Origin of the sequence: Frigoribacterium sp. VKM Ac-2530 (genome assembly GCF_015350835.1) — a bacterium.
In the GTDB taxonomy this organism is placed as follows: Bacteria; Actinomycetota; Actinomycetes; order Actinomycetales; family Microbacteriaceae; genus Frigoribacterium.
In genome coordinates this window covers 1,367,944-1,390,386 of sequence record NZ_JADKSE010000001.1, presented here as the reverse complement: position 1 = coordinate 1,390,386, position 22,443 = coordinate 1,367,944, and the positions used below count along the sequence as shown (strand labels likewise).

Genomic DNA, 22,443 nt, shown 5'->3' with positions numbered 1-22,443 from the left:
GCCCCGCGCGGCGCGCGGCGGGGCGGCACGGCGCACGGCGCACGGCGCACGGCGCACGGCGCGGCGGGGCGGGTCGGGGCGGCGCGCGGCAGACTGGCCGCATGGCCGACGCACCCGCACCCCTCGTCACGCCCGACGGCCGCTACCTCGTCGTCCGGGGGCGGCTCTGGCGCCGCACGGACCCGTCGCTGCCCGAGCAGCGCCGGGCCGAGCTGGTGCACGAGCTGATGGAGGCGCGGCGCGCGAAGAAGACCGCGCTGGCCGACGACGACGCCGAGGCCCGCGAGGCCGCCCGCGCCCGCGTCGACGCCGCGAAGACGGCGCTCGGCGAGCGGGGCCCGGTCTGGTGGGACGACGACGCCCCGGACGAGACCCGCCGCATGGCCGAGAACACCCGCTACGCGGACTGGTTCGCGGAGGCGAGCGGCGGCGAGGCCGGCTAGCGCCCCTGGCGCACTGTGACCGCCGACGCCCCTGGCGCCCTGTGGCCCCTAGCGCCCCTGGCGCTTCTTGAACGGCTTCGGCTGCCCCTTGACCGCCGGGGTGCGCCCCTTGCCCTTCGACGCCTTGGCCTTGCCGCCGGCCGGGGGAGCAGGCGGCGCGGGCGGTGTCGAGGGGCTGGCCAGCTCCTCCTCGGCGACGACGACGGCCGCGCGGCCCGCCTTGGTCAGGCGGTAGGGCGAGGCGTCGCGGTCGAACAGCTTCTGCCCGAACTCGAGCTCGAGCGCCTCGATCGACGACTCGAGCTTCTGACGCGAGATGCCGAGCTTGTCGGCCGCCACGGGGAAGTGCAGCACCTCGGCCGCGACGAGGAAGTGCCTCAGGTGGCTCGTCTTCACGTGGTGTCGCCTCTCGCTGGTCGGCCGGGTGCCCGACCGCCCCAGACTAACGGAGCCGCAGGGCGCCCCGCCGAGGCGGGACGACCTGCGGCCGAGGGGACGAGCAGTTCCGGAGGGGACGTCAGGCGACGCTGACCGAGCCGCCCGCGGCGGGGCCGTGCGTGACGCCGAGCCCGTCGAGCGCCTTCTGGAAGATCGTCAGCCCCGACATGCCGGGCAGGTTCGAGATGTTGGCGTCGAGCTTCTCGGCGGCCTTGCGGCCCTCCTCGCCGCTCATGAGCTGGCCGAAGACGAACTTCACGTCGTCGAGCTCCATGATCGACGAGCCGACCGGCGCCCAGACCTTCTGCAGCAGGAAGCGGGTCAGCTTCTGCGCCTTCTTGCTCTTGAGCAGGCGCTCACGGGCCTGGGAGACGTAGAACGCGACGTGGCGCGACTCCTGGCGGGCGATGCGCACGAGCAGCTCGGCGAGCACCGGGTCCTTCTCGAGGGCGGCCATCCGCTTGTACGCGGCGACGGCCGAGTACTCGTTGGCGGCGCCCCACGACATGTGCACGGCCACGAAGTCCGAGCCGACGAACTTGCCGAGCAGGCCCTGCTTCACCGGGTCGAGCTTGTCGCGCCAGCCGAGCTTGAGGCGGTTCGCGCGCAGCTGGTCGTAGTCGACCTTCTCGCCGTGCACCTCGAGGATGGCGGCGAGGGCCTCGCCGTGCCAGAACTCCTCGCGGTTCCACATGGTCATGAAGGTCGAGACGTCGCCCTCCTTGTGCGAGGGCGTCGTCAGCAGATCACGGGTGTAGCAGACCGTGTGGTACTCGACGTCTGCCATGTAGCGCAGGGTGCGGAGGGAGTCCGGGCTGAGCGGGTTCTCCTTGAAGTGGTCCAGGTCGAGGTCGTCCCAGGTGATGCGCTCGCTGGTGGCGGCGAACTTGTCGATGTCGAATGCCATGTGGCGTGAGGAGGCGCGGGTCGTCAGACCCTGTCTCCTTCTCCTTTCGAGGTGGTGCCGACGGCGGGGGCCGTCGATGTTCCGGACGCGGACGAACCGCGGGCACGCGACCAATCTCGGATGCTCCATCTTCTTCGGAGCGCCTCGCGTGCGAGATTGGCGTCGGGGTTGACGGCAGACGGGTTGCCGAGCATCTCGAGCCACGCCAGGTCGGCGTGGCTGTCACCGTACCCGTACGACCCCGAGAGGTCGATTCCCTCTTCGAGGGCCCACTGCGCGAGCCACGCGGCGCGGGCCTCGTCGACGAGCGGCGGCTGGGCGAGGTAGCCCGTCAGGACGCCGTCGCGCTCGTGCATCGTGCTCGCGACGACCTCGTCGAAGAGGTGCGCGATGGGGGTCGCGAGGGTGCCGATCGAGCCCGTGACGAGCACGGTGCGGTGCCCGGCGGCGCGGTGCTCGGCGATGCGCGCGAGCGCCTCGGGCAGCGTGTGCCGGCGGACCGTCTCGGCGTAGCCGGCCGAGCGGACGACTCCCTTCAGCCGCGAGACGGGCATGCCGGCGTAGCGGCGGAGGAACGCCCGGATGAACTCGCCCCGGTCGCGCCCCTCGGCGCGCAGGTAGGCCGGCAGCCCGGTCAGCAGCGACGCGACCTCGGCGGGCCAGGCCGCCTTGCGGAAGCCGTTCGAGCGCACCCAGAGGTACTGCTCGACGATGTTCGAGTCGAGCACGGTGCCCTCGAGGTCGAAGACGGCGACCACGTCGGTGCGCTGCGGCAGCGCCCGGGCGTCGAGCACGGCACCGGCCGCGGCGGGACGGACCGAGAACGCCCGCGTCATCGCGGTGATCGACGGGAAGTGCACGGTCTGGAAGTAGTCCTCCCAGTCGATGTCCGTCACGTCGAAGCCGATGTCGGCCGGCGCCTCCTCGGGGAGGCCGTCGTGCAGGGCGCGCGTGCGGCGGTCGTCGAAGATGATCTCGGACTGCACGTAGTGCCGGTACAGGTCGGTCAGGCTCTGCAGCGACTCGAGGTCGGCCCGCCGCGTCTGCACGCCGGTGAGGGCCGTGCGGGTGCGGGTCGTCGAGGGCAGGCGGACGAGCACGCGCTCGCGCCAGTCGTTCGCGCGCTGAGCGGTCCGGATCGCGCCCTCGACCTTGCGGACGCCGGGGAAGTCCCAGGTCGGCACGGGGATGCTCGTGTGCTCGTCGCGCGGCAGGGGGTTCGCCGTGAAGAACGTCTTGAGGTTGTCGAACATCCGCAGGATCGGGAACGGGTTGCTGTTGCCCGACGCAACGTGGAAGTACTGCGGCTCGGGCGCCGAGGCCGGTGCAGCAGCAGCGCCGGCGGCGGCGTCGACGGCGTCGTCGCCACGGGCCGAGGAGGCGCCGGCCGGGTTCGCGGCCACGGCCAGGATGACGTTCACCACGTAGTCGACCGGCACGATGTCGAGCACGCTGTCGGGCACCCCGGGGAACTCGGGCAGCAGGCCGCGCGCGTACGACATGATCAGCGGGTCGGCGACCTTGAAGCCGTCGATCCAGCCCGGGTAGGGGTGGCGCAGGGCGCTCTCCACGATCGCGGGGCGGACGACGGACAGCCGGTGGCCCTCGGCCGCCCAGATCTGCTCGGCGGCGCGCTCGGCGAAGGCCTTGGTCAGCGTGTAGACGTCGGTCCAGCCGAGGGTCTCGGCGCGGGTGCGCCCGTAGTCGACGAGACGGGCGGCCACCCAGGCGACCCGCGCCTCCTCGGCCGCCGCCGCGACGGCCTGCGGTCCGGTCTTGCCGTGGCCCGCCCGGCCCTCGGCCAGGAACCCGCGGAGCGTCTCGGGCTGGCGCGACGCCGCCTCGACGCGGGCACGGGCGTCCTGGGCCGCGGCGTGCTCGGCGCGCCAGTCGACGTCGTGGCGGAGCGCCGCCTCGGGGAAGACGCCCTTGCGGATGCCCCCGACGTAGGCCGTCGAGACGTGCACGACGTGCGGGTCGCCGCCCGCCGCGACCAGCGCCTCGTAGAGGCCGACGGCACCGCCCACGTTCGTGTCGAACGCCTGGTCGATCGGCGGGTCGAACGACACGGTCGACGCGCTGTGGATGACGACGTCGAGGTCGCCCGGCAGGGCCGGCAGCGAGCCGAGGCCGCTCTCGACGACGCGCAGCCGCTCGGTCAGGGCGCGCTCGACCTCGTCCGCGCCGACGCGCTCGCGCCAGGACGCGAACACGGGCTTCTTGAGGAGGTGCCGGAGGCGCGCGAGCGCCGACGTGCCGGCCTTCGGGCGGATCAGCAGCGTGACCGTCGTGTCGGGGTGCGACGACAACAGCCGCTCGAGGATCGCCTGGCCGACGAAGCCGGTGCCGCCGGTCAGCAGCACGTGTGCCGAGCCGAGGCTGGTCACGGTCGAGCCGGGGACGGAGGAGGGGGCAGGGACGGTCATGCGGTGAGCTTTCGGGTCACGGCGGCGCCCACGGAGGCGTCGAGTCCGGGCAGGGAGGCGACGCGGTCGCCGACGGCGTCCGCCCGCAGGTGGCCGGCGGCGCCGCCCCACACCGCCGCGTCGAAGAAGGTGCGCTCGGCGTCCGAGCGCTCGACGGCGCCCAGCGGCCAGACGGCCGTCGACAAGGAGGCGCGGGTCTGCTTCACGGCACGGGCCGAGTCCTCGAGGCGCCAGCGGGCCTCGACGTCGAAGAACTCCTCGTGCCGCGCCTTGACGGTGCGGAGGCGCTCGACGATCGCCGTCAGGGCCGGGCTGCCGGCGCGCTCGACGAGGACGTCGTACGCGTGCCGCATCACCCACTCGTCGACGAGGCCGGTGGTCATGTGCACCGCCACGATGGGCACGCCGCGTCCGATGGCCTCGATCGCGCGGGTGATCGGGCCTCGTCGCTCGACGGCCTCGGCGGGGCTGTGTCGGCGGGGCCCCTCCTCGACGTCCTTGAGGCGCGGCTCGCCGTTCGCCTCGAGCACGGCGTCGACCGCGTCGGCGATCCAGTACTTCTCGAACGCCCAGGTCACGAGGAACGCGGTGACCCGAGCGTCCTTGTGCGTCGCGGTGACGAGCAGGTTGCGGAGGTGCTCCATCGTCGCGCTCTCGAGGCGGCCGAGGTGGCGCAGGAGGCGGAGCTCGTCCGGGCCGAGCGGCGCGGTCTCGAAGGGGGCCAGGTCGAGCTCGGCGCGGAGCGTGCCCTGGGCGGTCAGGGTGAACTCGCGGATGTCGAAGGTGCTCGAGTCGTAGGGGTCGCGATCGGTCGTCATGGCTGTGTTCCTCCGGGGGACCTCATCGCGGTGGTGAACGGGACACGATGCACGCAGTTTCCCGACAAGACCGTATCGTAAGCGGCATGGCAACAGCGCTCGTCACCGGGGGCACGTCCGGCATCGGAGCCGAATTCGCCCGTCAACTCGCCGCCCGCGGCTGGGACCTCGTCCTGGTCGCCCGCGACCCCGCCCGACTCGACCTGACCGCCCTCGAGCTGAGGGCCCTCGGACGCGACGTCGAGGTGCTCTCCGCCGACCTCGGCGACCGTGCCGACGTCGACCGGGTGGCCGCCCGGCTCGCCGAGGTCGACCGTCCCGTCGACCTGCTCGTCAACAACGCCGGCTTCGGCGTGCACGAGCCGCTCACGAGCACGGACACGGCCGTGCACGACCGGGCGTTCGAGGTGATGGTGCGGAGCGTGCTGGTGCTGTCGGCGTCCGCGGGGCGCGCGATGCGCCTCCGTGGCTCCGGCCACATCGTCAACGTCGGCAGCGTCGCGGGCTTCATGGCGATGGGCAGCTACTCGTCGATCAAGGCGTGGGTCAACTCGTTCAGCGAGGGCCTCGCGGTCGAGCTGAAGGGCACCGGCGTGGGCGTCACGGTGCTGCAGCCGGGGTGGGTGCGCACGGAGTTCCATCAGCGCGCCGGGATCCGGTCGTCGTCCATACCCAACTCGATGTGGCTCAGCGCCGAACGACTGGTGTCCGCGTGCCTGCGCGACGTCGAGAGAGGCAAGGTGGTGTCCATGCCCACGCTTCGGTACAAGGTGCTGATCGGCTTGGTCAAGCACGCTCCGGGCAGCGCCGTGCGCGCGGTGTCCGGCGCGATCTCGTCGAGCCGCCGTGCGCCCGCGGACGCCGTCGCCGGCGGTGCTGCCGGCACGGACGCTCCGGTGGAGCGGTGACGGTGGCCCGCGACGAGCGACCCGACGAGACCGAGCAGGCCGCCGAGGCGGAGTCTGCCTCGTCGTCGTCTGCCGCGTCGTCTGCTGCCTCGTCGTCCTCGTCGTCCGCTGCCGATGCTCGTGCGGCTCGCCCGCGTCGCGACGCCGTGGCCCGCGCCGCCGTCGACGTCAAGGACCGGTTCAGCTCGCGCGGCCACGCGATGGCCCGCTACGTCGCCCAGCGCGTCGTCCTCAAGCCCACGATCTGGTCGATCACGAGCGTCACCGTCATCGACCGCGACCGGCTCAAGGGAGTCGAGGGCGGCTTCATCGTGGTCGCCAACCACTCCAGCCACCTCGACGCGCCGCTCATCCTCGGCGCCCTGCCCCGTCGCCTGGCCCGCTACCTCGCCACCGGCGCCGCCGCGGACTACTTCTTCGACGTGCCGTGGCGCCGCAAGCTGACCGAGCTGTTCTTCAACGCGTTCCCCGTGCAGCGCGGGTCGTCGACCGCGACCCCGGCGGGGACGCCCGGGTCGCCGACGCCCCAGGCGCCGGGGGCCGTGGCTGCGGCTGCCGCCGCCGCGGCCGCGCACCCCTCGACGGGCTCGACGGCGATCCCGTCCGCGGCGCGCCGCAAGGCCGCCGCCAAGGTCGCCGCCCGCCGCCGCGCCGGCCAGCCGACCGTCAGCGCCCGCTCGCTGCTCGAGCGCGGCTACCCGGTGCTGGTGTTCCCGGAGGGCACGCGGTCCAAGGACGGCACCGTCGCCTCCTTCAAGCCCGGCGCCGCGGCGCTCGCCGCCGCCTGCGACGTGCCGATCATCCCGCTCGCGCTGATCGGGGCGCACATCGCGCACCCGCGCGGCTCGAGCTGGCCGCGACCCGGCCGGCTGCCCGTCGGCGTCGCGTTCGGCGACCCCATGCGTCCCGAGCCCGGCGAGACGCCCCTCGACTTCTCCGCTCGGCTCCGCGCCGAGATCCTGCGTCTCAAGGACGCGAACACCGCCCGCATCCTGGGCCCCGAACACCCCTCTGAAGGAGCACGACCGTGACCGACGTCCAGAACAAGCCCCAGACCACGGCCGCCGACCACGGCGTCGCCCACATGAAGTGGTGGGGCTGGGGCGTCGAGGGCGTCGCGTTCCACCACGAGGACAAGCCCGGGTTCGCCCCGTTCGTGAAGAAGATCGTCGGCGTCGAGCTGACCCAGGGCCAGCACGACACGGGCCTCGACTTCGCCCAGCTGACCGTCCCCGCCTCGCGCGCCTCGGCCGAGGTGCTCGACTCGCTCGTGCAGATCGTCGGGCCCGAGCACGTCGACCAGGGCGACCACGACCGCGTCGTGCACACCTACGGCAAGAGCATCCGTGACCTGATCCGCATCCGCGCGGGCATCCTCGAGCGCGTGCCCGACCTGGTGGTCTACCCCGCCGACGAGGCCGAGGTGCAGCAGATCGTCGACCTCGCCGTGGCGAGCGACGTCGTGCTCATCCCCTTCGGCGGCGGCAGCAACATCGTCGGCAGCCTCGAGCCCATGCCGACGGAGGAGCGCACCGTGGTCTCGCTCGACATGGGCCGCCTCTCGAAGGTGCTCGACATCGACGAGGACGGCGGCCTCGCCCGCATCCAGGCCGGCGGCCAGGGCCCCGACCTCGAGGAGCAGCTGAACGCGCGCGGCTGGACCCTCGGCCACTTCCCGGACAGCTTCACGCACTCGACCATGGGCGGCTGGGTGGCGACCCGCTCCTCCGGCATGCAGAGCGACAAGTACGGCGACATCGCGGACATCACGAAGGGGCTGCGCGTCGTGCGCCCCGGGGGAGTCCTCGCGATCCGCGCCGTGCCGAGCGCCTCCACCGGGCCCTCGCTGCGCGAGATGATCATCGGCTCGGAGGGGCGCCTCGGCGTCATCACCGAGGTCACCGCGCAGGTGCACCGTCTGCCCGAGAAGCGCGAGATCCTCGCCTACCTGTTCCCGTCGTGGCACGACGGCCTGGCCGCCATGCAGGCCATCGCCGAGAGCGACGCGCGTCCGTCGGTGACCCGTGTCTCGGACGCCCACGAGACGGCGTTCTCGTTCGCGACCTCGAAGGCGAGCACGGGCATCTCGAAGGTCGTCAACGACGCGCTGCCGAAGGTGCTCAAGGCCAAGGGCTGGGACGTCGACGCGATGTGCCTGTCGTTCATCGGCTACGAGGGCAGCCCCGAGCACGTCGCCCAGACCCAGAAGGCCGTCGCCAAGATCGTCAAGGCGAACAAGGGCATGGGCGTGGGCAAGGGCCCGGGCAAGCTCTACGACCAGAAGAAGTTCGACACGCCCTACCTGCGCGACTTCTTCATGGACCACGGCGGTGCAGCCGACGTCTCCGAGACGGCCGCGCCCTGGTCGAAGCTGCGCGCCGTGTCGTCGCGCGTCTACGCCGCCGCCAACCAGGCCTTCGACCAGATCGGCGTCCAGGGCTGGATCATGGGGCACCTGTCGCACTCGTACCACTCGGGCGCCTGCCTCTACTTCACGTTCGCCTTCGAGCACGGCGAGCAGGCCGAGGCGGAGTACGACGTCGTGAAGCACGCCATCCAGCAGGCGTTCATCGACACCGGCGCGACCGTGTCGCACCACCACGGCGTCGGCCTCGAGCACCAGCCGTGGCTGGCCCAGGACGTCTCGCCCGAGGGCGTCGCCGTCATGCAGGGGCTTTTCGACTCGGCCGACCCGGGGCGCGTGTTCAACCCGGGCAAGGTCACCGGCGCGTAGGCGGCGCCGCTCGCCCGTCGCTCGGCTCGGCGCCCCGTCGCACCTCGTGTGCGGTGGGGCGCCGCGCTGTCTCGTCGCGCGGCTGCGCCGTCGCTGTGTCGCCTCACGCCGCTGCGCTGTCGCGTCGCGCACTCGTGTCGAGGACTCAGGCGCGGGCGTCGTCAGGTGCGCTGCGTCCTCGGTGGGCCGGGCCGCGCCTCCTCCGTCACCTGAGTCGTCGACGCGTCGGCCCGCCCGAGCCGACGCGTCGGCCCGCCCGCACCGACGCGTCGGCCCGACCGATTCGCCGCGTCGACGGCCCGCTCGAGTCGACTCGTCGCCGGTCCGTGCGTCGAGGACTCAGGCGCGGGCGTCGTCAGGGGCGCTGCGTCCTCGGTGGGCAGGGCCGCGCCTCCTCCGTCTCCTGACCCGTCGACGCGTCGGCCCGCTCGAGTCGACGCGTCGACGGTCCGCCGCCGGGCGTCATCTGGGGCGGCGGCGCAGGCCCGCTGCCTACACTGAGGTCTGTTCGTACGTACCGACCCACCTCACGGAAGAGACGCGCATGACCGGCATCCACGACGACATCACCTCCGCCTTCGGCGACACGCCCCTCGTGCGCCTCAACCGTCTGGCGGTGCCCGGCGGCGCCGAGGTCGTCGTGAAGCTCGAGTTCTACAACCCGGGCGCCAGCGTCAAGGACCGTCTCGGCGTCGCCATCGTCGACGCGGCCGAGGCGTCGGGTCAGCTGCAGCCCGGCGGCACGATCGTCGAGGGGTCGAGCGGCAACACCGGCATCGCGCTCGCCCTCGTGGGCGCCGCCCGCGGCTACCGCGTCGTGATCACGATGCCCGAGACGATGAGCGTCGAGCGCCGCACCCTGATCAAGGCGTACGGCGCCGAGGTCGTCCTGACCCCGGGCGGCGAGGGCATGCGCGGCGCCGTCGAGCGCGCGAAGCAGATCGTCGACGAGACCGAGGGCGCCGTCTGGGCCCAGCAGTTCGAGACGTTGGCCAACGCCGAGATCCACCGCCGGACGACCGCGCGCGAGATCATCCGCGACACCGACGGCGCGATCGACTTCTTCGTCGCGGGCGTCGGCACCGGCGGCACGATCACGGGCGTCGGCCAGGTGCTCCACGAGGAGGTGCCGGGCGTGAAGGTCGTCGCGGTCGAGCCCGCCGACTCGCCGCTGCTCAGCGAGGGCAAGGCCGGACCGCACAAGATCCAGGGCATCGGCGCGAACTTCGTGCCGGAGGTGCTCGACCGGTCGCAGATCGACGAGGTCTTCCCCGTCCAGCTCGACGACGCCCTGCGCGTCGCTCGGGACCTCGGGACGAAGGAGGGCATCCTCTCCGGCATCTCGTCGGGCGCGATCGTGCACGCCGCCCTCGAGATCGCCGCCCGCCCCGAGAACGCGGGAAAGCGCATCGTCGCCATCGTCTGCGACACGGGGGAGCGCTACCTCTCGACGGTGCTGTTCCAGGACCTCGCGGACGCCTAGCGTGCGGCTGGTCGCGCGGCTCCGCGAGGACCTCGCCACCGTCCGGCGACGCGATCCCGCGGCCCGCGGACGGCTCGAGACGGCACTCGTCTACTCGGGGCTTCACGCGGTCTGGGCGCACCGCCTGACCAGCCGGCTGTGGCGTGCGGGAGGCGTGCCGCGCCTCCTCGGCTCGCGGTTCGTCGCCCGGGTGCTGTCGCAGGTCGCGCGGACGGCGACCGGCGTGGAGATCCACCCGGGGGCCGTGATCGGGCGCCGGCTCTTCATCGACCACGGGATGGGGACCGTCATCGGCGAGACGGCGGTCGTCGGCGACGACTGCACGCTGTTCCACGGGGTGACCCTCGGGGGCAAGGGCGGTCGTGGCGTCGCCGGGCGTCGGCACCCGACGCTCGAGCGCGGCGTCACGATCGGCGCGGGCGCGGCCGTGCTCGGCGGGGTCGTGGTCGGTGCGGACAGCATCGTCGGCGCGGGGGCGGTCGTCACGCACGACGTGCCGCCCGGGTCGGTCGCGGTCGGAGTGCCCGGCGTCGCACGGCCGCGGCGGCGCTAGCTCGCCGCTGTCGTTGCCACTGCCGCGGCCGCTGCCACTGCCGCCGCTCGTGCGCCTCCCCGTCTCCGCGTCGAGGGATCAGGTGCTGGCGTCGACGCTGGGCTCAGGACCGGGCTGGGCGGCGTAGGTCGTCGTCGTCGCCTGACTCCTCGACGCCGTCGACGTGTCGAAGCGACGACGCGTGGAAGCGACGACGCGTCGACGCGACGGACGAGGGGCGACGGCATCGCCTCTCTGCGGGGGCGGCCGTCCACGCGAGCGGGCCGCGGCCTACGCGAGCGGGCGCCGTGCCTTCGGCATGCCCGCGATGACGCGGTCGTACGAGTTGCCCACGAGGTCCTCGACCATGGTCGCGGGCAGGTCGCCCGACAGATCTAGCGTGATCCAGTGCCGCTTGTTCAGGTGCCACCCCGGAGTGATCTCGGGGTGCTCGGCGCGCAGCTGCTCGGCGTGCTCCGGCACCGCCTTGAGCGAGACGGACGGCGTCTCTGCGTCGACGGGCACCAGGGCGAAGATCTTGCCGCGCACCTTGTACACGGCGATCTCGAGCCCGAACGGGAACGTCAGCTCGGCGGAGGGCTGCTCGGCGCAGATCGCCTGCACCTGCTCGGTCGTCGTCGCCATGCGCCCAGGATGCCACGCACCGCAGACGCCCAGCCTGAGCCTGCCGCACCGTGACGTGCTGCGCGGCGTCGTGCCTGGCGCTGCCGACCGTCAGGCGTTCGTGAGCTCGCGCTCTGCCGGTGTCGTGCTCCGCGCCTCCTTGGCGGACGTGCCGAGGCGTTCCTTGAGGCGGAGGGCAGGGCCCTCGACGAAACGGTGCGAGAGGTACGCCGTCACGACGGACGCGGCGATCACGGCCACGATGCCGAGCGCACCGGGGACGACGGGGGTGATCAGGGCGATGAAGACGACGTGCCACAGGTAGATCGGGTACGAGAGCGCCCGGCCGAACCAGGCCACGGGGCTGAGCGAGAGCACCCGGGCGGGGAGCGACGGGCGGGAGACGAGGCCGCCGATCAGCAGCGCCGATGCGACCGCGACGCCGGGCAGCATCACCGTGAAGGTCGTGACGCTCTGCTGCCAGCCGCTGCCGATCGCCGCCAGGGAGCCGACGACGCCGGCGAGGCCGACCCAGGTGGCGACGCTGCCGAGGCGTCCGCGGAACAGCGCCTGCCCCTTCTCGGAGCCCATCACGAGCGCCAGTCCGCAGCCGAGCAGCAGCGGAGCCACGTTCAGCACGGGGCTGAAGTAGATGTCGGGAGTGGACCCGCCCCCGGGCGCCTCGAAGAGGAAGCCCGACGCCACGACGGAGGCCACGACGAGCGCACCGAGCACGGCCACCATGACCCGGCGGGTGGCGACGACCGCGATGAGGAGCATGAGGAGGGGCGGCCAGACGATGTAGAACTGCTCCTCCATCGAGAGGCTCCACATGGGCGAGAAGACGCCCTGCGACTCGCCGAGGAACGAGCGCGCGACGTTGCCCGTGTAGGTGAGCGCTACCGCTGCGGCGCCGAGGGCGCTCATCGTGGAGCCCTGGTAGTCGCCGATCAGCCACCACAGGGCGACGCCGACCACCACCACGGCGAGCAGGGTCGGGTACAGGCGCAGGATCCGCCTCACCCAGAAGCGGCCGAGGCGGATGCGTCCCGTGCGGGCGTGCTCGCCGAGAAGCAGCGTCGTGATGAGGTAGCCGGACAGCACGAAGAAGACGTTGACCCCGACGAATCCGCTGCCGAAGCCGGGCACGTGCAGGTGGTAGAGCACCACGAAGGCGATGGCGACCGTGCGCAGGCCGTCGAGCGGCAGGACGCGGTCGCGGCGCGTCGATGTCGTCGGAGAGGCGAGGGGCATCGGGCCAGTCTGCCTGGCGGACCTCCGATCTGCCCGGGTGCGGTCGCCCCGAGGTGGCCGGGTGCGCTGGGCGGACAGGTGCGTCACGCGTGTGGAGGAGGCAGGCGCGTCGAGCGTGTCGAGCACGTCGAGCGCGTCGACGATTCAGGCGGCGATGCCGAGATCGACCAGGGAGCCTGCCGGGACGGCGACAGGGCGTCGACGACTCCTGAGTCGTCGACGCCCTGCGTGGCCCGTGGCCCGTGTGCCGGGGCGAGGTGCGATGTGCGCGTTCGGCGCGTCAGGCCGAGGGAGCCTCGGCGTGTGCGCCCGAGCCGTCGCGGGTCTCCTCGCGGCTGCCGGTGCCGGTGCCCGAGGGGCGACCGTGGCCGACCCGTCGCGGCAGGGCGAACACGAGCGCGAAGGCGACCAGCGCGAACGCCGCGCTGACTCCCATGGCCGCGGCGGAGGCGTCGGTGAAGCCCGCGGCGCGACCGGCCGCCGTCGCGAGCTCGCGGCCGCCGGGCAGCGACCCGAAGAGCACGCTGCCGATGATGGCGATGCCCACGGCCGAGCCGATGCGCTGGATCGCGGAGATGACGGCGCTGGCGGACCCGGCGTCCTGCGGGTCGACCGTGGCCACGATGAACTGCACGTTCGGGGCGATGAAGAAGCCGTTCCCGAGGCCGGCGACCAGCAGCGGGACGAGCAAGATCCAGTTGGTGAGGTCGGCCGGCTCGACGACGAGGAGGAGGATCCACATCGCGCCGAGCCCGATCGTGACGAGCGCCGTCCCGAGCACCAGCACGTTGCGGCCGAGCTTCTGGGCGAGCTTGTTGCTCTGGGAGGACGAGATGATGCTGCCGACCGCGAACGGGATGGCGACGGCGCCGGAGGCGAGGGCGCTGTTCCCGAGGCCCGACTGCCAGAGCAGCGAGATCGTGAAGAAGATGCTGGTGAAGGCCGCGAAGTACACGAGGGCGAGGACGACGCCGCCCGTGAACTGCGGGTGGGAGAACAGCTTGGGGGGCACCAGCGGCGTGCGTCCTCGGCGGGTGTAGGCCACCTCCCACAGGCCGAACAGCGCGAGCAGCACGAGGCCACCGGCGATGCTGAGGTAGGTCCAGAGGGGCCAGCCCTCGTCCTGTCCCTGGATCAGCGGGACGAGCAGGGCGACGAACGCCGCCGACACGAGCAGCAGGCCGAACCAGTCGAGACCGCGGTCGGGGCGAGGCACGGACTCGTCGCGACGGGGGAGCAGCACGGCGGCCGCGATCAGCGTGATGATGCCGAAGGGCAGGTTCACGAAGAACACGAGACGCCAGCCGTGCTCGTCGCCGAACGCCTGGATGAGCAGCCCGCCGATGATCGGACCGAGGGCCGACGAGACGCCGATGACGGCTCCCATGATGGCGAAGGCCTTGCCGCGCGACCGACCCGGGAAGAGCAGCTGGATGAACGCGGTCACGGCCGGCACGAAGATGCCGCCCGCGAGCCCCTGCACGACGCGGAACACGACGAGCTGGTGGTCGCTCGTGGCCACGCCGCAGGCGAGGCTCGCGAGCGTGAAGAGCAGCACGCCCGAGAAGTAGACCCACTTGTGCCCGATGCGGTCGCCGATGCGGCCGGCCGGGATGAGCGTCAGGCCGAATGCCAGCGCGTAGCCCGAGATGATCCACGACAGGGTCGACTCGGAGGCGTCGAGGTTCGTCCTGATCGTCGGCAGCGCGACGTTGACGATCGTCGTGTCCAGCAGGGCGATGAACATGCCGAGCAGCAGCGCCGACAGGGCGAGCCACGACTGGCGGGGGATGGCGGGCGCCGGGGCGGCTGCCCGGGCGGTGGCGTCGGTCATGGAGGTGCCTTTCAGGGGGCAGGGTCGGGTGCCCGGCGAGTGGCCGGGAAGAGGGGAGTCGAGGAGGCGGTCGCTACCGACCGGAGGAGCCGGGAGTCAGCGCGTGCCTGGCCCCCGCCTCCTCGTCGGCGACGATCTCGGGGAGCGCGTCGACGAGCGTGTCGTGCCAGGCGAGCTCGGCACGGAGCCGGTGTTCTCGGTGCGCCATCGCGTGCTTCTCGGCGACGGAGAGCCAGGGGCTGGCGCGACGGTGGTGCTCGATCTCGTCGTCGAGGAGACGGCGGACTGCACCGCGACGTTCGTGGACCGTGCCGACCAGGGCGTCGATGGCGTCGGGGTCGACGCGGGTCAGCGCGAGGTCGAAGGGGTCGGGCCGGAGCACGACGGTCTCGAGCGCGTGCCGGCGGGAATCGGCGAGGGCCGCGCGGCCGTCGTCGGTGATCGCCCAGACCTGTCGCTCGGGGAAGTTGCCCTCGCGCTCGGTGCGGACGGGGGCGAGCAGGCCCTCGGCGGCGAGGCGCTTGATGGCGCCGTAGAGCCCACCGACCGAGATGTCGGTCCACTGGTGGACGTGTTCCTGCTCGGCCTGAAGCTTGAGCTGGTGCCCGTGCATCTCGCCGTGGCGCGCGAACGAGTCGAGCACGAAGAGGCGGATGGAGGACACCTACTTACTCTCGCACGAGTAGTCGCCCGCGTCAAATATCGTGCAGTGCGCGCAAGCTAGGCGTCACCGCGGGCGTCGCGGGCCTCGAGGAGACCGGACGCTGTCGAGGACTCAGGCGCGGGACGCGGCGAGCTCGGCGGCGTCGCGCATCACGGGCGCGAGCGACGGCGACTCCTGATCGCTCAACAGCAGTGCGGCACGCTCAGGAGCGAGCCCGGCGAAGCACTCGCCGATGGTGACGCCGTGCTCGGGGCGCGAGACGACCCGGAGGTCGTCGCCCGCCGAGATGTCACCGCCGACGACCACCTTGAGGTAGGCGCCGGGCCTGCCCTCCTCCTGGAACCGCCGCACCCAGCCCCGTTCGCCGAGTCGACGCGCGAACGTGGCGCACGGAGTCCGCGGCATGGTCACCTCGAGGACGAGGCGCTCGCCGACGGCCCACCGCTCGCCGATGACGGCGCCGGTGACGTCGAGGCCCGACGTGCGGAGGTTCTCGCCGAACGAGCCGGGGAGCACCTCACGGCCGAGGAGGTCGGCGAAGTGGTCGGCGTCCTCGTCCGCGAAGGCGTACACGGCCTTGTCCTCGCCGCCGTGGTGGACACGACTGGCCTGGACGTCGCCCCGCAGGCCGAGCTTCCGGACGGGCACCGGCCCCTGGACCGGTCGCTTGTCGATGGCCGTCACTCCGACGCTGCCGGAGTCGTCGAGCAGGGCGTGGACGCGGCAGACGGCGGTGACGTGGGGCATGGATATATCGTGCCCGAGACCACGACCCTGGACAAGACGCACGGCGACCCGCGGGCGTTGGAGAGACGATGCGACGACGACGGCGCGCCTCGAGGCTGCGAGCGTGTCAGCGCTCGTCAGCGCTGTCAGCGCGTGACTGGCTCGCGGGCGTGCAGCAGCCCGAGCTCGGACCGTCGGGGCAGCCCCTCCCAGTCTCCGGCTGCGAGGCACACGAACGCCCCGACCGTCGCCGCGGTCTGCAGGCGGGTCGGCGCGTCGTTCCCGGCTGCGAGCTCGGCGAGGTAGCCCGCGACGAACGCGTCTCCTGCCCCGACGGTGTCGTGCGCGACGATCGGCACAGCTCGCTGTTCGAGGAGCTGGCCGTCGACCATCGCCACGGCACCGGCCGCACCGCACTTGACGACGGCCTGCCGTGGACCGAGCTCGGCGAGGCCGCGCGCCAGCGCGGCGGCGGCGGCAGGACCGGTGGCGGCGTCGGTCGCGAACGACGCCGTCGCGGCCGGTCCGAGCAGCATCGCGGCTTCGTCCTCGCCGGCGAACAGGACGTCGCAGCCGGCTGCGAACTCCCGGCAGAACGTCGCGGCGTCGTCCGTCGACCACAGGGCGCGCCGGTAGTTGACGTCGAACGACACCAGGACCCCCGCCTCGCGGGCGACGTCGGCGGCTCGTCGCACTGCCTGGGCCGCCGAGCCGGAGAGCGCCGGCGTGATGCCGGTCACGTGCATCACGTCCGCCGAGGCGATGGCGGACTCGTCGAGATCGTCGGCCGACAGACGCGAGCCGGCACTCCCTGCCCGGTAGTAGGTGACGTTCTGCGTCGTCGAGGTCCGACGTTCCTTGATCATCAGGCCGGTCGCCGCGCCGTCGTCGATCGTGACCCGGGCGTCGACGCCCTCGGCGCGGATCTCCCGAGCGACGAGACGGCCGACGGAGTCGTCGCCCACTCGGCCGAACCAGATCACGTCAACGCCGAGCCTGCTGAGGCCGATGGCGACGTTGGACTCCGAGCCGCCGATGCCGAGCTGCATCGTGCTCGCGTGGGCGAGCGGCCCCGGCTGCGCGGTCGAGAGCAGCCCCATGGTCTCGCCGAGCGTGACGATCCGTGGCCGCCTGGTCGAGCTCGAGGAGGCGGCTGTCGCGTCCGTCACCGCGCCTCCCCGGCCTCGAGGGCCAGCCCGACGACGCGGCGTGCGCGCTCCTCGAGCGCGCTCGTGGCGCCTCCCGCGAACGCGTCACGCAGGAGCGGACTGCCGAGGCTCACGGCGAGCGAGCCCGCGCGGATCCACGCCGGGACGTCGTCGAGCTCGATGCCGCCTGACGGCACGACCTCGAGGTCGGGGAACGGGCCGCGCAGCTGCCCCAGGTAGCCGGGCCCGACCGTCGAGGCGGGGAAGAGCTTGACCGCCGTGGCGCCCGACGCCCAGCTCGACCAGAGCTCGGTGGGGGTGAGGCCGCCGGGATAGAAGGGCACGCCGCGACTCGTGACGGCCGTGGCGATCGCCGCCGACGTGATCGGCGTCACGACGTAGGCGGCTCCGTGTTCGACGGCGGACACGCCCTGCTCGACCGTGGTGACGGTCCCCACGCCGATCTCGGCGGCGTCGGCGAAGCGGGTGGCGAGCTCGGGCAGCACCCCCAGGACGCCGGGCGTCGTGAGCGTCAGCTCGATGCTCTCGATGCCTCCGCGGATCAGGGCCTCGACCACGGGCTCGAGCTCCCCCGCCGTGGGCGCGCGGAGCACGGCGATGACGCGCGATGCTCGGAGAGCAGCCGAGGCAGGGGTCCGGCCGCCTTGTCCGGTCAGGGCCGGATCGGCCGTGGACGTGCTGCTGACGGTCATCGTGAGTCCTTCGCGCCGGTGCGGTGGTCATGACCAGTATGACCCGAGGCGGGGGAGGAGGCTGATCGGCGTCGGGCACGGGCCTGAGCTCGGTGCCGTTCGGCGAGCTCGCGGCGGCGGGACCAGCTGTGGTGTGCCTCGTCGGGCCGACGACGTGGCAGGCGCCACCGTCGGCCAGCTCGCGAGCGGACGCGCGCGGACCTGTGCTCGGTCGGCTCGTCCCGCCCTCGGCCCGGACCCGGTGTCCGTCCGGTCGACAGGTCGTCGTGGACGCGCGTGCGGCTCGGCGGCACGGGCCCGGCAGCCGTCCCGTCGCGGTGCATCAGGACTGCTGCCTCGATCGCGGCCAGGACGGTGCCCCAGTGCTCCGTGATCAGTTCGTAGCTGAGGTGCACGGGGATCCGCCGGCGGATGAACGTCGCCATGTCCTTGCTGACGTCGGCGTCGAACCGGTCGGCGTGCCACTTGCGCCCGTCCGTCTCGACGCCGAGCACCCCGTTCACGACCAGGTCGGTGTGGCGGCCGAAGCCGACGGGCACCTGCGAGGTGACGTGGAAGCCCGCCCGCCGCAGCCGCGTGCGCACGACGCTCTCGAGGATGCTCTCGCTGTCGGCGTCGACCCAGTCGGCGATGCCGCGGGCGTCGGCGGGCAGACGGGCGAGGACCGCGGAGAACTCGGCTTCCGAGACGCGCCCCTGGTGGAGGGCCCAGTCGCAGAGCGCGACCGCGATCTCGAAGTCCTCCTCGAGGACTGCCCGGACGAGGGCGTCCGCGATCGAGACGACGGCCACGCCGCCCCGCTCCCGGACGCCGACCGGATCCCACACGACCCGTGACCGTCGACACCGGCGGAGCCGCGCGGCGTGGGGCGGGACGGAGACGCAGACCGTGTCGGGACGGTCCCACATCCAGCCGCCGAGGTGGAACAGGGCGGAGGCGCCCGTCAGCCGTCCGCCGACCCGGACCGCCGTGACGCGGTCGTCGTCGAGGGGCAGGTTGCTGTACCAGCCGAGGCGCGGACGATGGAGGTCGCCCGACCGCACGGCCCGGGTGAGGTCGCGATCCGTCGCGCCGGCCCGGCGGAGCTGCTGGCGGGTGGCGAATCCCCCGGCGTCGCCGACGATGTCGGTGAGGGTGCTGGTGTGCATGCCGACACTGTCGCCCGGGGCCCGGTCTCGCCGCCGAGGGTCGGCGCGCTGCTGGGGACGGCCGTGGCGCGTCGGCGGGCTGGGGAGGGAACGCCGACCCGTCATCCCGGTGCGGCCGTGCTGTCGACGAGTCAGGTCCCGGCGCGCGTCCGACCCCGGCTCGGTGCGTCATGACCCGGTGACCGACGGCGTGTCCTGATCCGTCGACCGCACTCCGACCGCACTCCGACCGCACCCCGACCGCACCCCGACCGCACCTCGTCGGAGACGGCGTCCGAGGGCGCGCCGGGCGACCCTCCCGCGCGCTCGGGCGCTCTCGGCGCCCTTGACTCCCCGTCGAGCCCGTTCCTAGGGTGGAAAAGCGCGGTCACGGGAGACCAGCGGCCGTCGCGCACGATCGACACGTCGAGGAGGACGCATGCAGATCGACCGAAGGGGGCTGCTCGCCGGGGCGGCGGGACTGGCAGGAGCCGCGGCGCTCGCGGGCTGCGCACCCCGCGCCGAGCGGACCGAGATCGGCGACTGGCCGACCGAGGTGGGCGACGAGCCCGTCACGATCGACTGGTGGAGCGCCAACATCGCCACCAACGAGGGCGGCGACCTGCGCCCCCGCCTCATCGAGGAGTTCACCAAGCAGTACCCGAACGTGCGGATCAACCTCGTCGCGGCGCCTGCCGACACCGACACGAACCGCACGACCCTGACCACCCAGATCGCGGCCGGCTCGCAGAGCCCCGACGTCATCCACGGCGACATCGCCTGGCCCGGCCAGTTCGCCGAGAACTCCCTCGCCACGCCCCTCAGCACGCTCGTCCCGGACGACTTCTGGGACCAGTACCCCGAGGGCCTCCGCTCCGCCGCGAGCGTCGACGGCGAGTACTACATGTTCCCCGTCTACATCGACAACTCGTTCCTGGTCTACCGGCAGGACCTCCTCGACAAGCACGGCCTCCAGGTGCCGGGGTCGTGGGAGGAGGTGGTCGAGACGAGCAAGGCGCTGATCGACACAGGGGACGTCGACTACGGCTTCGTCTTCCAGGGCAACGTCTACGAGGGCATGACGTGCAACGCGGTCGAGTTCGTCGCCGACGCCGGCGGCCGCTTCACCGACGAGGACGTGACCGAGTCCACGGCGACGAGCTCGGAGGCGCGACGCGGTCTGGAGTTCATGGCCTCGCTGGTCTCCGAGGGCGTGACGCCCCGCGCCTCCTTGACGTACATCGAGCAGGCGAGCCTGGACGCCTTCACGACGGGGCGGGCGGCGTTCCTCCGCAACTGGTCGTACGCGTACGACACCGCGAACAGCCCCGAGGCGTCCAGCGTCGCGGGCAAGATCGGCATCCGGTCGCGGCCCGGGTTCGACGGCACCGACGAGACGCACACGACGATCGGAGGGTGGGGCAGCTACATCAACCCGCACACCGCGAAGCCGGCCGCGGCCCTGGCGTGGGCGCGGTGGCTGGCCGACGAGGACGCCCAGCAGCTGATCGTCCGCGAGGGCGGCGTGATCCCGGCGCGGACGGCGTCGCTGACGAGCCCCGACGCGAAGGCCGCGGCGAAGCCGCAGTACGAGATCGCGGCCGACTACACGCTCGTGCCGCGGCCGACCGCGACCGCCTTCTACCCGAAGGTCTCGCAGGGCATCTACGTCAACGCGAACTCGATCGCGGCCGGGCAGTCGGCCGTCGAGACGGGCACCAGCCGGATGCAGCGGCAGATGGACGTGGCGCTCGCCGGGCAGGCTCTCTGATGAGCGTTCAGGAGGAGACGACGACGACCCGCCCGGACGCCGCGCGGTCGACGACGACGGGGCCGCCGACGCCTGAACGCTCGGCGCGCACCTCGCTCGCCCGCACCCGCAACCGCGCCGCGTGGCTCTTCGCCAGCCCGGCCCTGCTCGTCATCCTGCTGGTGACCGTGTTCCCGGTGATCTACTCGGTCGTGCTCAGCTTCGCGCGGGTCACCATCGACTACGACGGGTTCCAGGTCGAGGAGTACACACTCGCCAACTACGGCGCCCTGCTGCAGAGCCAGGACTGGTACCGAGCCCTCGGCTTCACGATCCTGTACACCGTCATCACCGTGACGATCGAGCTCGTGCTCGGCATGCTCTCGGCGCTCGTGCTCGAACGGCTCGGCGTGACGCGGGGCTGGATGCTCGCGCTGCTGCTGATCCCGTGGTCGCTCGTCACCATCGTCTCCGCGCAGCTCTGGAAGTACATCTACGACTCGACCTACGGCATCGCGACGTGGGGGATAGCCCTGGTCACGGACAGCCCGCCCGTGATCCTCGGCGAACCGGTCAGCGCCGCCGCCGCCCTCATGGTCGCCGACATCTGGAAGACCACGCCGTTCGTCGCGATCATCCTGCTCGCGGGCCTCGTGATGATCCCCGACGAGCAGTACGAGGCCGCCGAGCTCGACGGCTCGAGCGCGTGGTCGACCTTCTGGCGGGTGGTGATGCCGCAGCTGCTGCCGACCTTCACGATCGCCGTCCTGTTCCGCGTGCTGCAGGCGTTCGGCGTCTTCGACCTCCCCTTCGTCCTCACCCAGGGAGGCCCCGGCACCTCGACCCAGACCCTCGCGATCATGGGCTACAAGGTGCTCTTCCAGGACATCAACATCGGCCCGGGAGCGGCGATCGCGACCTCGACCGCCCTGATCGTCGGCCTCGGCTGCCTGCTGTTCCTCAGGGCGTTCCGCAACCAGGCGAAGGGAGTCGACTGATGGCCCGCACCAAGATCCGCCGCGGCTGGCGGCGCTGGGTCAACGTGGTCAACCTCGGCGGCGTGCTCATCGCCCTCGTGACGGCGATCCCGCTCTACTGGCTCGTGGTGTCGTCGTTCAAGACGGCTCCCGAGGTCGCGGCGTCGCCTCCCACGGTCGTTCCCCAGACCTGGACGCTCGAGAACTACGTCACCGCGTTCGTCTCGAACGACCTCGCGGTCTACATGCTCAACAGCGTGATCGTGGCCGTGAGCACCACGGTGCTCGTCCTGGGGCTCGCGCTGTTCGCGGGCTACGCGCTCACCGGCCGCAAGCTCAAGGGCGGCACCACGATCATGACGACGCTCCTGATGCTGTCCGTGTTCCCCGCCATCGCCGTCCTGACGCCGATCTACCTGATCGAGCGGCAGCTCGGCCTGCTCAACAGCTACCCCGGCCTGATCATCCCGTACGTCGCGTTCAACCTGCCGTTCGCCATCTGGATCATGCGCAACTACCTCGCCGGCATCCCCACCACCATCGAGGAGGCGAGCGAGATCGACGGCGCCTCGCCCCTCCGCACCGTGTTCTCCGTGATCCTGCCCATGTCGAAGCCGGGCCTCTTCACGGTCGGCGTCTTCACCTTCACCGCCTCGTGGAGCGAGTTCCTCATGGCGCTCACCTTCAACAGCGAGACGTCGTTCCGCACGATCCCGGTCGGCATCGCCCTCTTCGGCACGCAGTTCACCGTGCCGTACGGGGCGATCTTCGCGGCGTCGGTCTCGGCGACCGTGCCCATCGTGATCCTGGTGCTGATCTTCCGCCGCTCGATCGTCTCCGGGCTGACCTCGGGGGCGGTCAAGGGCTGAGACGAGGAGGCGCGGGCCCGGCCGCGTCGAGGACTCAGGCACCCGAGGCGGTCGGCGTCGCAGGGCCG

General features: G+C 72.4%; 21 protein-coding genes. 9 read left to right on the top strand and 12 right to left on the bottom strand.

The window, feature by feature from the left end:
* Window positions 1–101: 101 nt before the first annotated feature.
* Complete coding sequence (locus ITJ48_RS06540; protein ID WP_194612857.1) at window positions 102–443, top strand: hypothetical protein; 342 nt, start codon at window positions 102–104, stop codon at window positions 441–443.
* 48 nt (window positions 444–491) lie between these two features.
* Here ITJ48_RS06540 and ITJ48_RS06535 read toward each other — a convergent pair whose 3' ends face one another.
* The 4 genes from ITJ48_RS06535 to ITJ48_RS06520 all read right to left on the bottom strand — a co-directional run bounded on the left by ITJ48_RS06535 (window position 492) and on the right by ITJ48_RS06520 (window position 5,032).
* Complete coding sequence (locus ITJ48_RS06535; RefSeq protein WP_123546825.1) at window positions 492–839, bottom strand: LysR family transcriptional regulator; 348 nt, start codon at window positions 837–839, stop codon at window positions 492–494.
* A gap of 121 nt (window positions 840–960) precedes the next feature.
* Window positions 961–1,788, bottom strand: coding sequence for a ferritin-like domain-containing protein (locus tag ITJ48_RS06530; protein WP_123546824.1), 828 nt, complete (start codon window positions 1,786–1,788; stop codon window positions 961–963).
* A 23-nt stretch (window positions 1,789–1,811) separates the two neighbouring features.
* Window positions 1,812–4,214, bottom strand: a complete 2,403-nt coding sequence (locus ITJ48_RS06525; RefSeq protein WP_194612856.1) for an SDR family oxidoreductase — start codon at window positions 4,212–4,214, stop codon at window positions 1,812–1,814.
* Complete coding sequence (locus ITJ48_RS06520; RefSeq protein WP_194612855.1) at window positions 4,211–5,032, bottom strand: hypothetical protein; 822 nt, start codon at window positions 5,030–5,032, stop codon at window positions 4,211–4,213. Before ITJ48_RS06520 ends, ITJ48_RS06525 begins: the two co-directional genes overlap by 4 nt.
* 86 nt (window positions 5,033–5,118) lie before the next feature.
* On the opposite strand from ITJ48_RS06520, the gene ITJ48_RS06515 reads away from it, so the two are divergent.
* The 5 genes from ITJ48_RS06515 (at window position 5,119) to epsC (ending at window position 10,710) form a co-directional block, all read left to right on the top strand.
* Window positions 5,119–5,940, top strand: coding sequence for an SDR family oxidoreductase (locus tag ITJ48_RS06515; protein ID WP_194612854.1), 822 nt, complete (start codon window positions 5,119–5,121; stop codon window positions 5,938–5,940).
* A complete protein-coding gene (locus ITJ48_RS06510) occupies window positions 5,937–6,971 on the top strand; it encodes a lysophospholipid acyltransferase family protein (protein WP_194612853.1) in 1,035 nt (344 codons plus the stop codon). The genes ITJ48_RS06515 and ITJ48_RS06510 overlap by 4 nt, the downstream gene beginning before the upstream one ends.
* On the top strand, window positions 6,968–8,674 hold the full coding sequence (locus ITJ48_RS06505) for an FAD-binding oxidoreductase (protein ID WP_369878173.1): 1,707 nt from the start codon (window positions 6,968–6,970) through the stop codon (window positions 8,672–8,674). The genes ITJ48_RS06510 and ITJ48_RS06505 overlap by 4 nt, the downstream gene beginning before the upstream one ends.
* Before the next feature lie 544 nt (window positions 8,675–9,218).
* Window positions 9,219–10,157 carry a cysteine synthase A gene (gene cysK / locus ITJ48_RS06500; RefSeq protein WP_192042708.1) on the top strand — a complete coding sequence of 313 codons (939 nt, stop codon included), beginning with the start codon at window positions 9,219–9,221 and terminating at the stop codon, window positions 10,155–10,157.
* 1 nt (window position 10,158) lies between these two features.
* Window positions 10,159–10,710 carry a serine O-acetyltransferase EpsC gene (epsC, locus tag ITJ48_RS06495; protein WP_194612852.1) on the top strand — a complete coding sequence of 184 codons (552 nt, stop codon included), beginning with the start codon at window positions 10,159–10,161 and terminating at the stop codon, window positions 10,708–10,710.
* 270 nt (window positions 10,711–10,980) lie between these two features.
* Here the strand turns inward: epsC and ITJ48_RS06490 are convergent, their stop codons facing one another.
* The 8 genes from ITJ48_RS06490 to ITJ48_RS06455 all read right to left on the bottom strand — a co-directional run bounded on the left by ITJ48_RS06490 (window position 10,981) and on the right by ITJ48_RS06455 (window position 18,800).
* On the bottom strand, window positions 10,981–11,334 hold the full coding sequence (locus tag ITJ48_RS06490) for an MmcQ/YjbR family DNA-binding protein (protein WP_194612851.1): 354 nt from the start codon (window positions 11,332–11,334) through the stop codon (window positions 10,981–10,983).
* A gap of 90 nt (window positions 11,335–11,424) precedes the next feature.
* Window positions 11,425–12,567, bottom strand: a complete 1,143-nt coding sequence (locus tag ITJ48_RS06485) for an acyltransferase (protein ID WP_194612850.1) — start codon at window positions 12,565–12,567, stop codon at window positions 11,425–11,427.
* Between the two features lie 280 nt (window positions 12,568–12,847).
* Entirely contained in the window at window positions 12,848–14,401 is a 1,554-nt protein-coding gene (locus ITJ48_RS06480) for an MFS transporter (RefSeq protein WP_194612849.1), read from the bottom strand.
* 73 nt (window positions 14,402–14,474) lie between these two features.
* The gene (locus ITJ48_RS06475) at window positions 14,475–15,065 is read right to left on the bottom strand and encodes a PadR family transcriptional regulator (protein ID WP_370544808.1); all 591 of its coding nucleotides are present in this window, start codon (window positions 15,063–15,065) and stop codon (window positions 14,475–14,477) included.
* A 111-nt stretch (window positions 15,066–15,176) separates the two neighbouring features.
* Entirely contained in the window at window positions 15,177–15,812 is a 636-nt protein-coding gene (locus tag ITJ48_RS06470) for an MOSC domain-containing protein (protein ID WP_194612848.1), read from the bottom strand.
* Window positions 15,813–15,937: 125 nt separating this feature from the next.
* Window positions 15,938–16,960: a sugar kinase gene (locus ITJ48_RS06465; RefSeq protein ID WP_370544807.1), complete on the bottom strand. Its 1,023-nt coding sequence runs from the start codon at window positions 16,958–16,960 to the stop codon at window positions 15,938–15,940.
* Window positions 16,957–17,652: a bifunctional 4-hydroxy-2-oxoglutarate aldolase/2-dehydro-3-deoxy-phosphogluconate aldolase gene (locus ITJ48_RS06460; protein ID WP_194612847.1), complete on the bottom strand. Its 696-nt coding sequence runs from the start codon at window positions 17,650–17,652 to the stop codon at window positions 16,957–16,959. The genes ITJ48_RS06465 and ITJ48_RS06460 overlap by 4 nt, the downstream gene beginning before the upstream one ends.
* On the bottom strand, window positions 17,649–18,800 hold the full coding sequence (locus ITJ48_RS06455; RefSeq protein ID WP_194612846.1) for a type IV toxin-antitoxin system AbiEi family antitoxin domain-containing protein: 1,152 nt from the start codon (window positions 18,798–18,800) through the stop codon (window positions 17,649–17,651). Before ITJ48_RS06455 ends, ITJ48_RS06460 begins: the two co-directional genes overlap by 4 nt.
* A gap of 418 nt (window positions 18,801–19,218) precedes the next feature.
* On the opposite strand from ITJ48_RS06455, the gene ITJ48_RS06450 reads away from it, so the two are divergent.
* Genes ITJ48_RS06450 through ITJ48_RS06440 form a run of 3 tightly spaced genes read left to right on the top strand, consistent with a single transcriptional unit; the run spans window position 19,219 to window position 22,375 of the window.
* Complete coding sequence (locus ITJ48_RS06450) at window positions 19,219–20,550, top strand: extracellular solute-binding protein (protein ID WP_194612845.1); 1,332 nt, start codon at window positions 19,219–19,221, stop codon at window positions 20,548–20,550.
* On the top strand, window positions 20,550–21,527 hold the full coding sequence (locus ITJ48_RS06445) for a carbohydrate ABC transporter permease (protein WP_194612844.1): 978 nt from the start codon (window positions 20,550–20,552) through the stop codon (window positions 21,525–21,527). Before ITJ48_RS06450 ends, ITJ48_RS06445 begins: the two co-directional genes overlap by 1 nt.
* On the top strand, window positions 21,527–22,375 hold the full coding sequence (locus ITJ48_RS06440; protein WP_194612843.1) for a carbohydrate ABC transporter permease: 849 nt from the start codon (window positions 21,527–21,529) through the stop codon (window positions 22,373–22,375). The genes ITJ48_RS06445 and ITJ48_RS06440 overlap by 1 nt, the downstream gene beginning before the upstream one ends.
* Window positions 22,376–22,443: the final 68 nt, after the last annotated feature.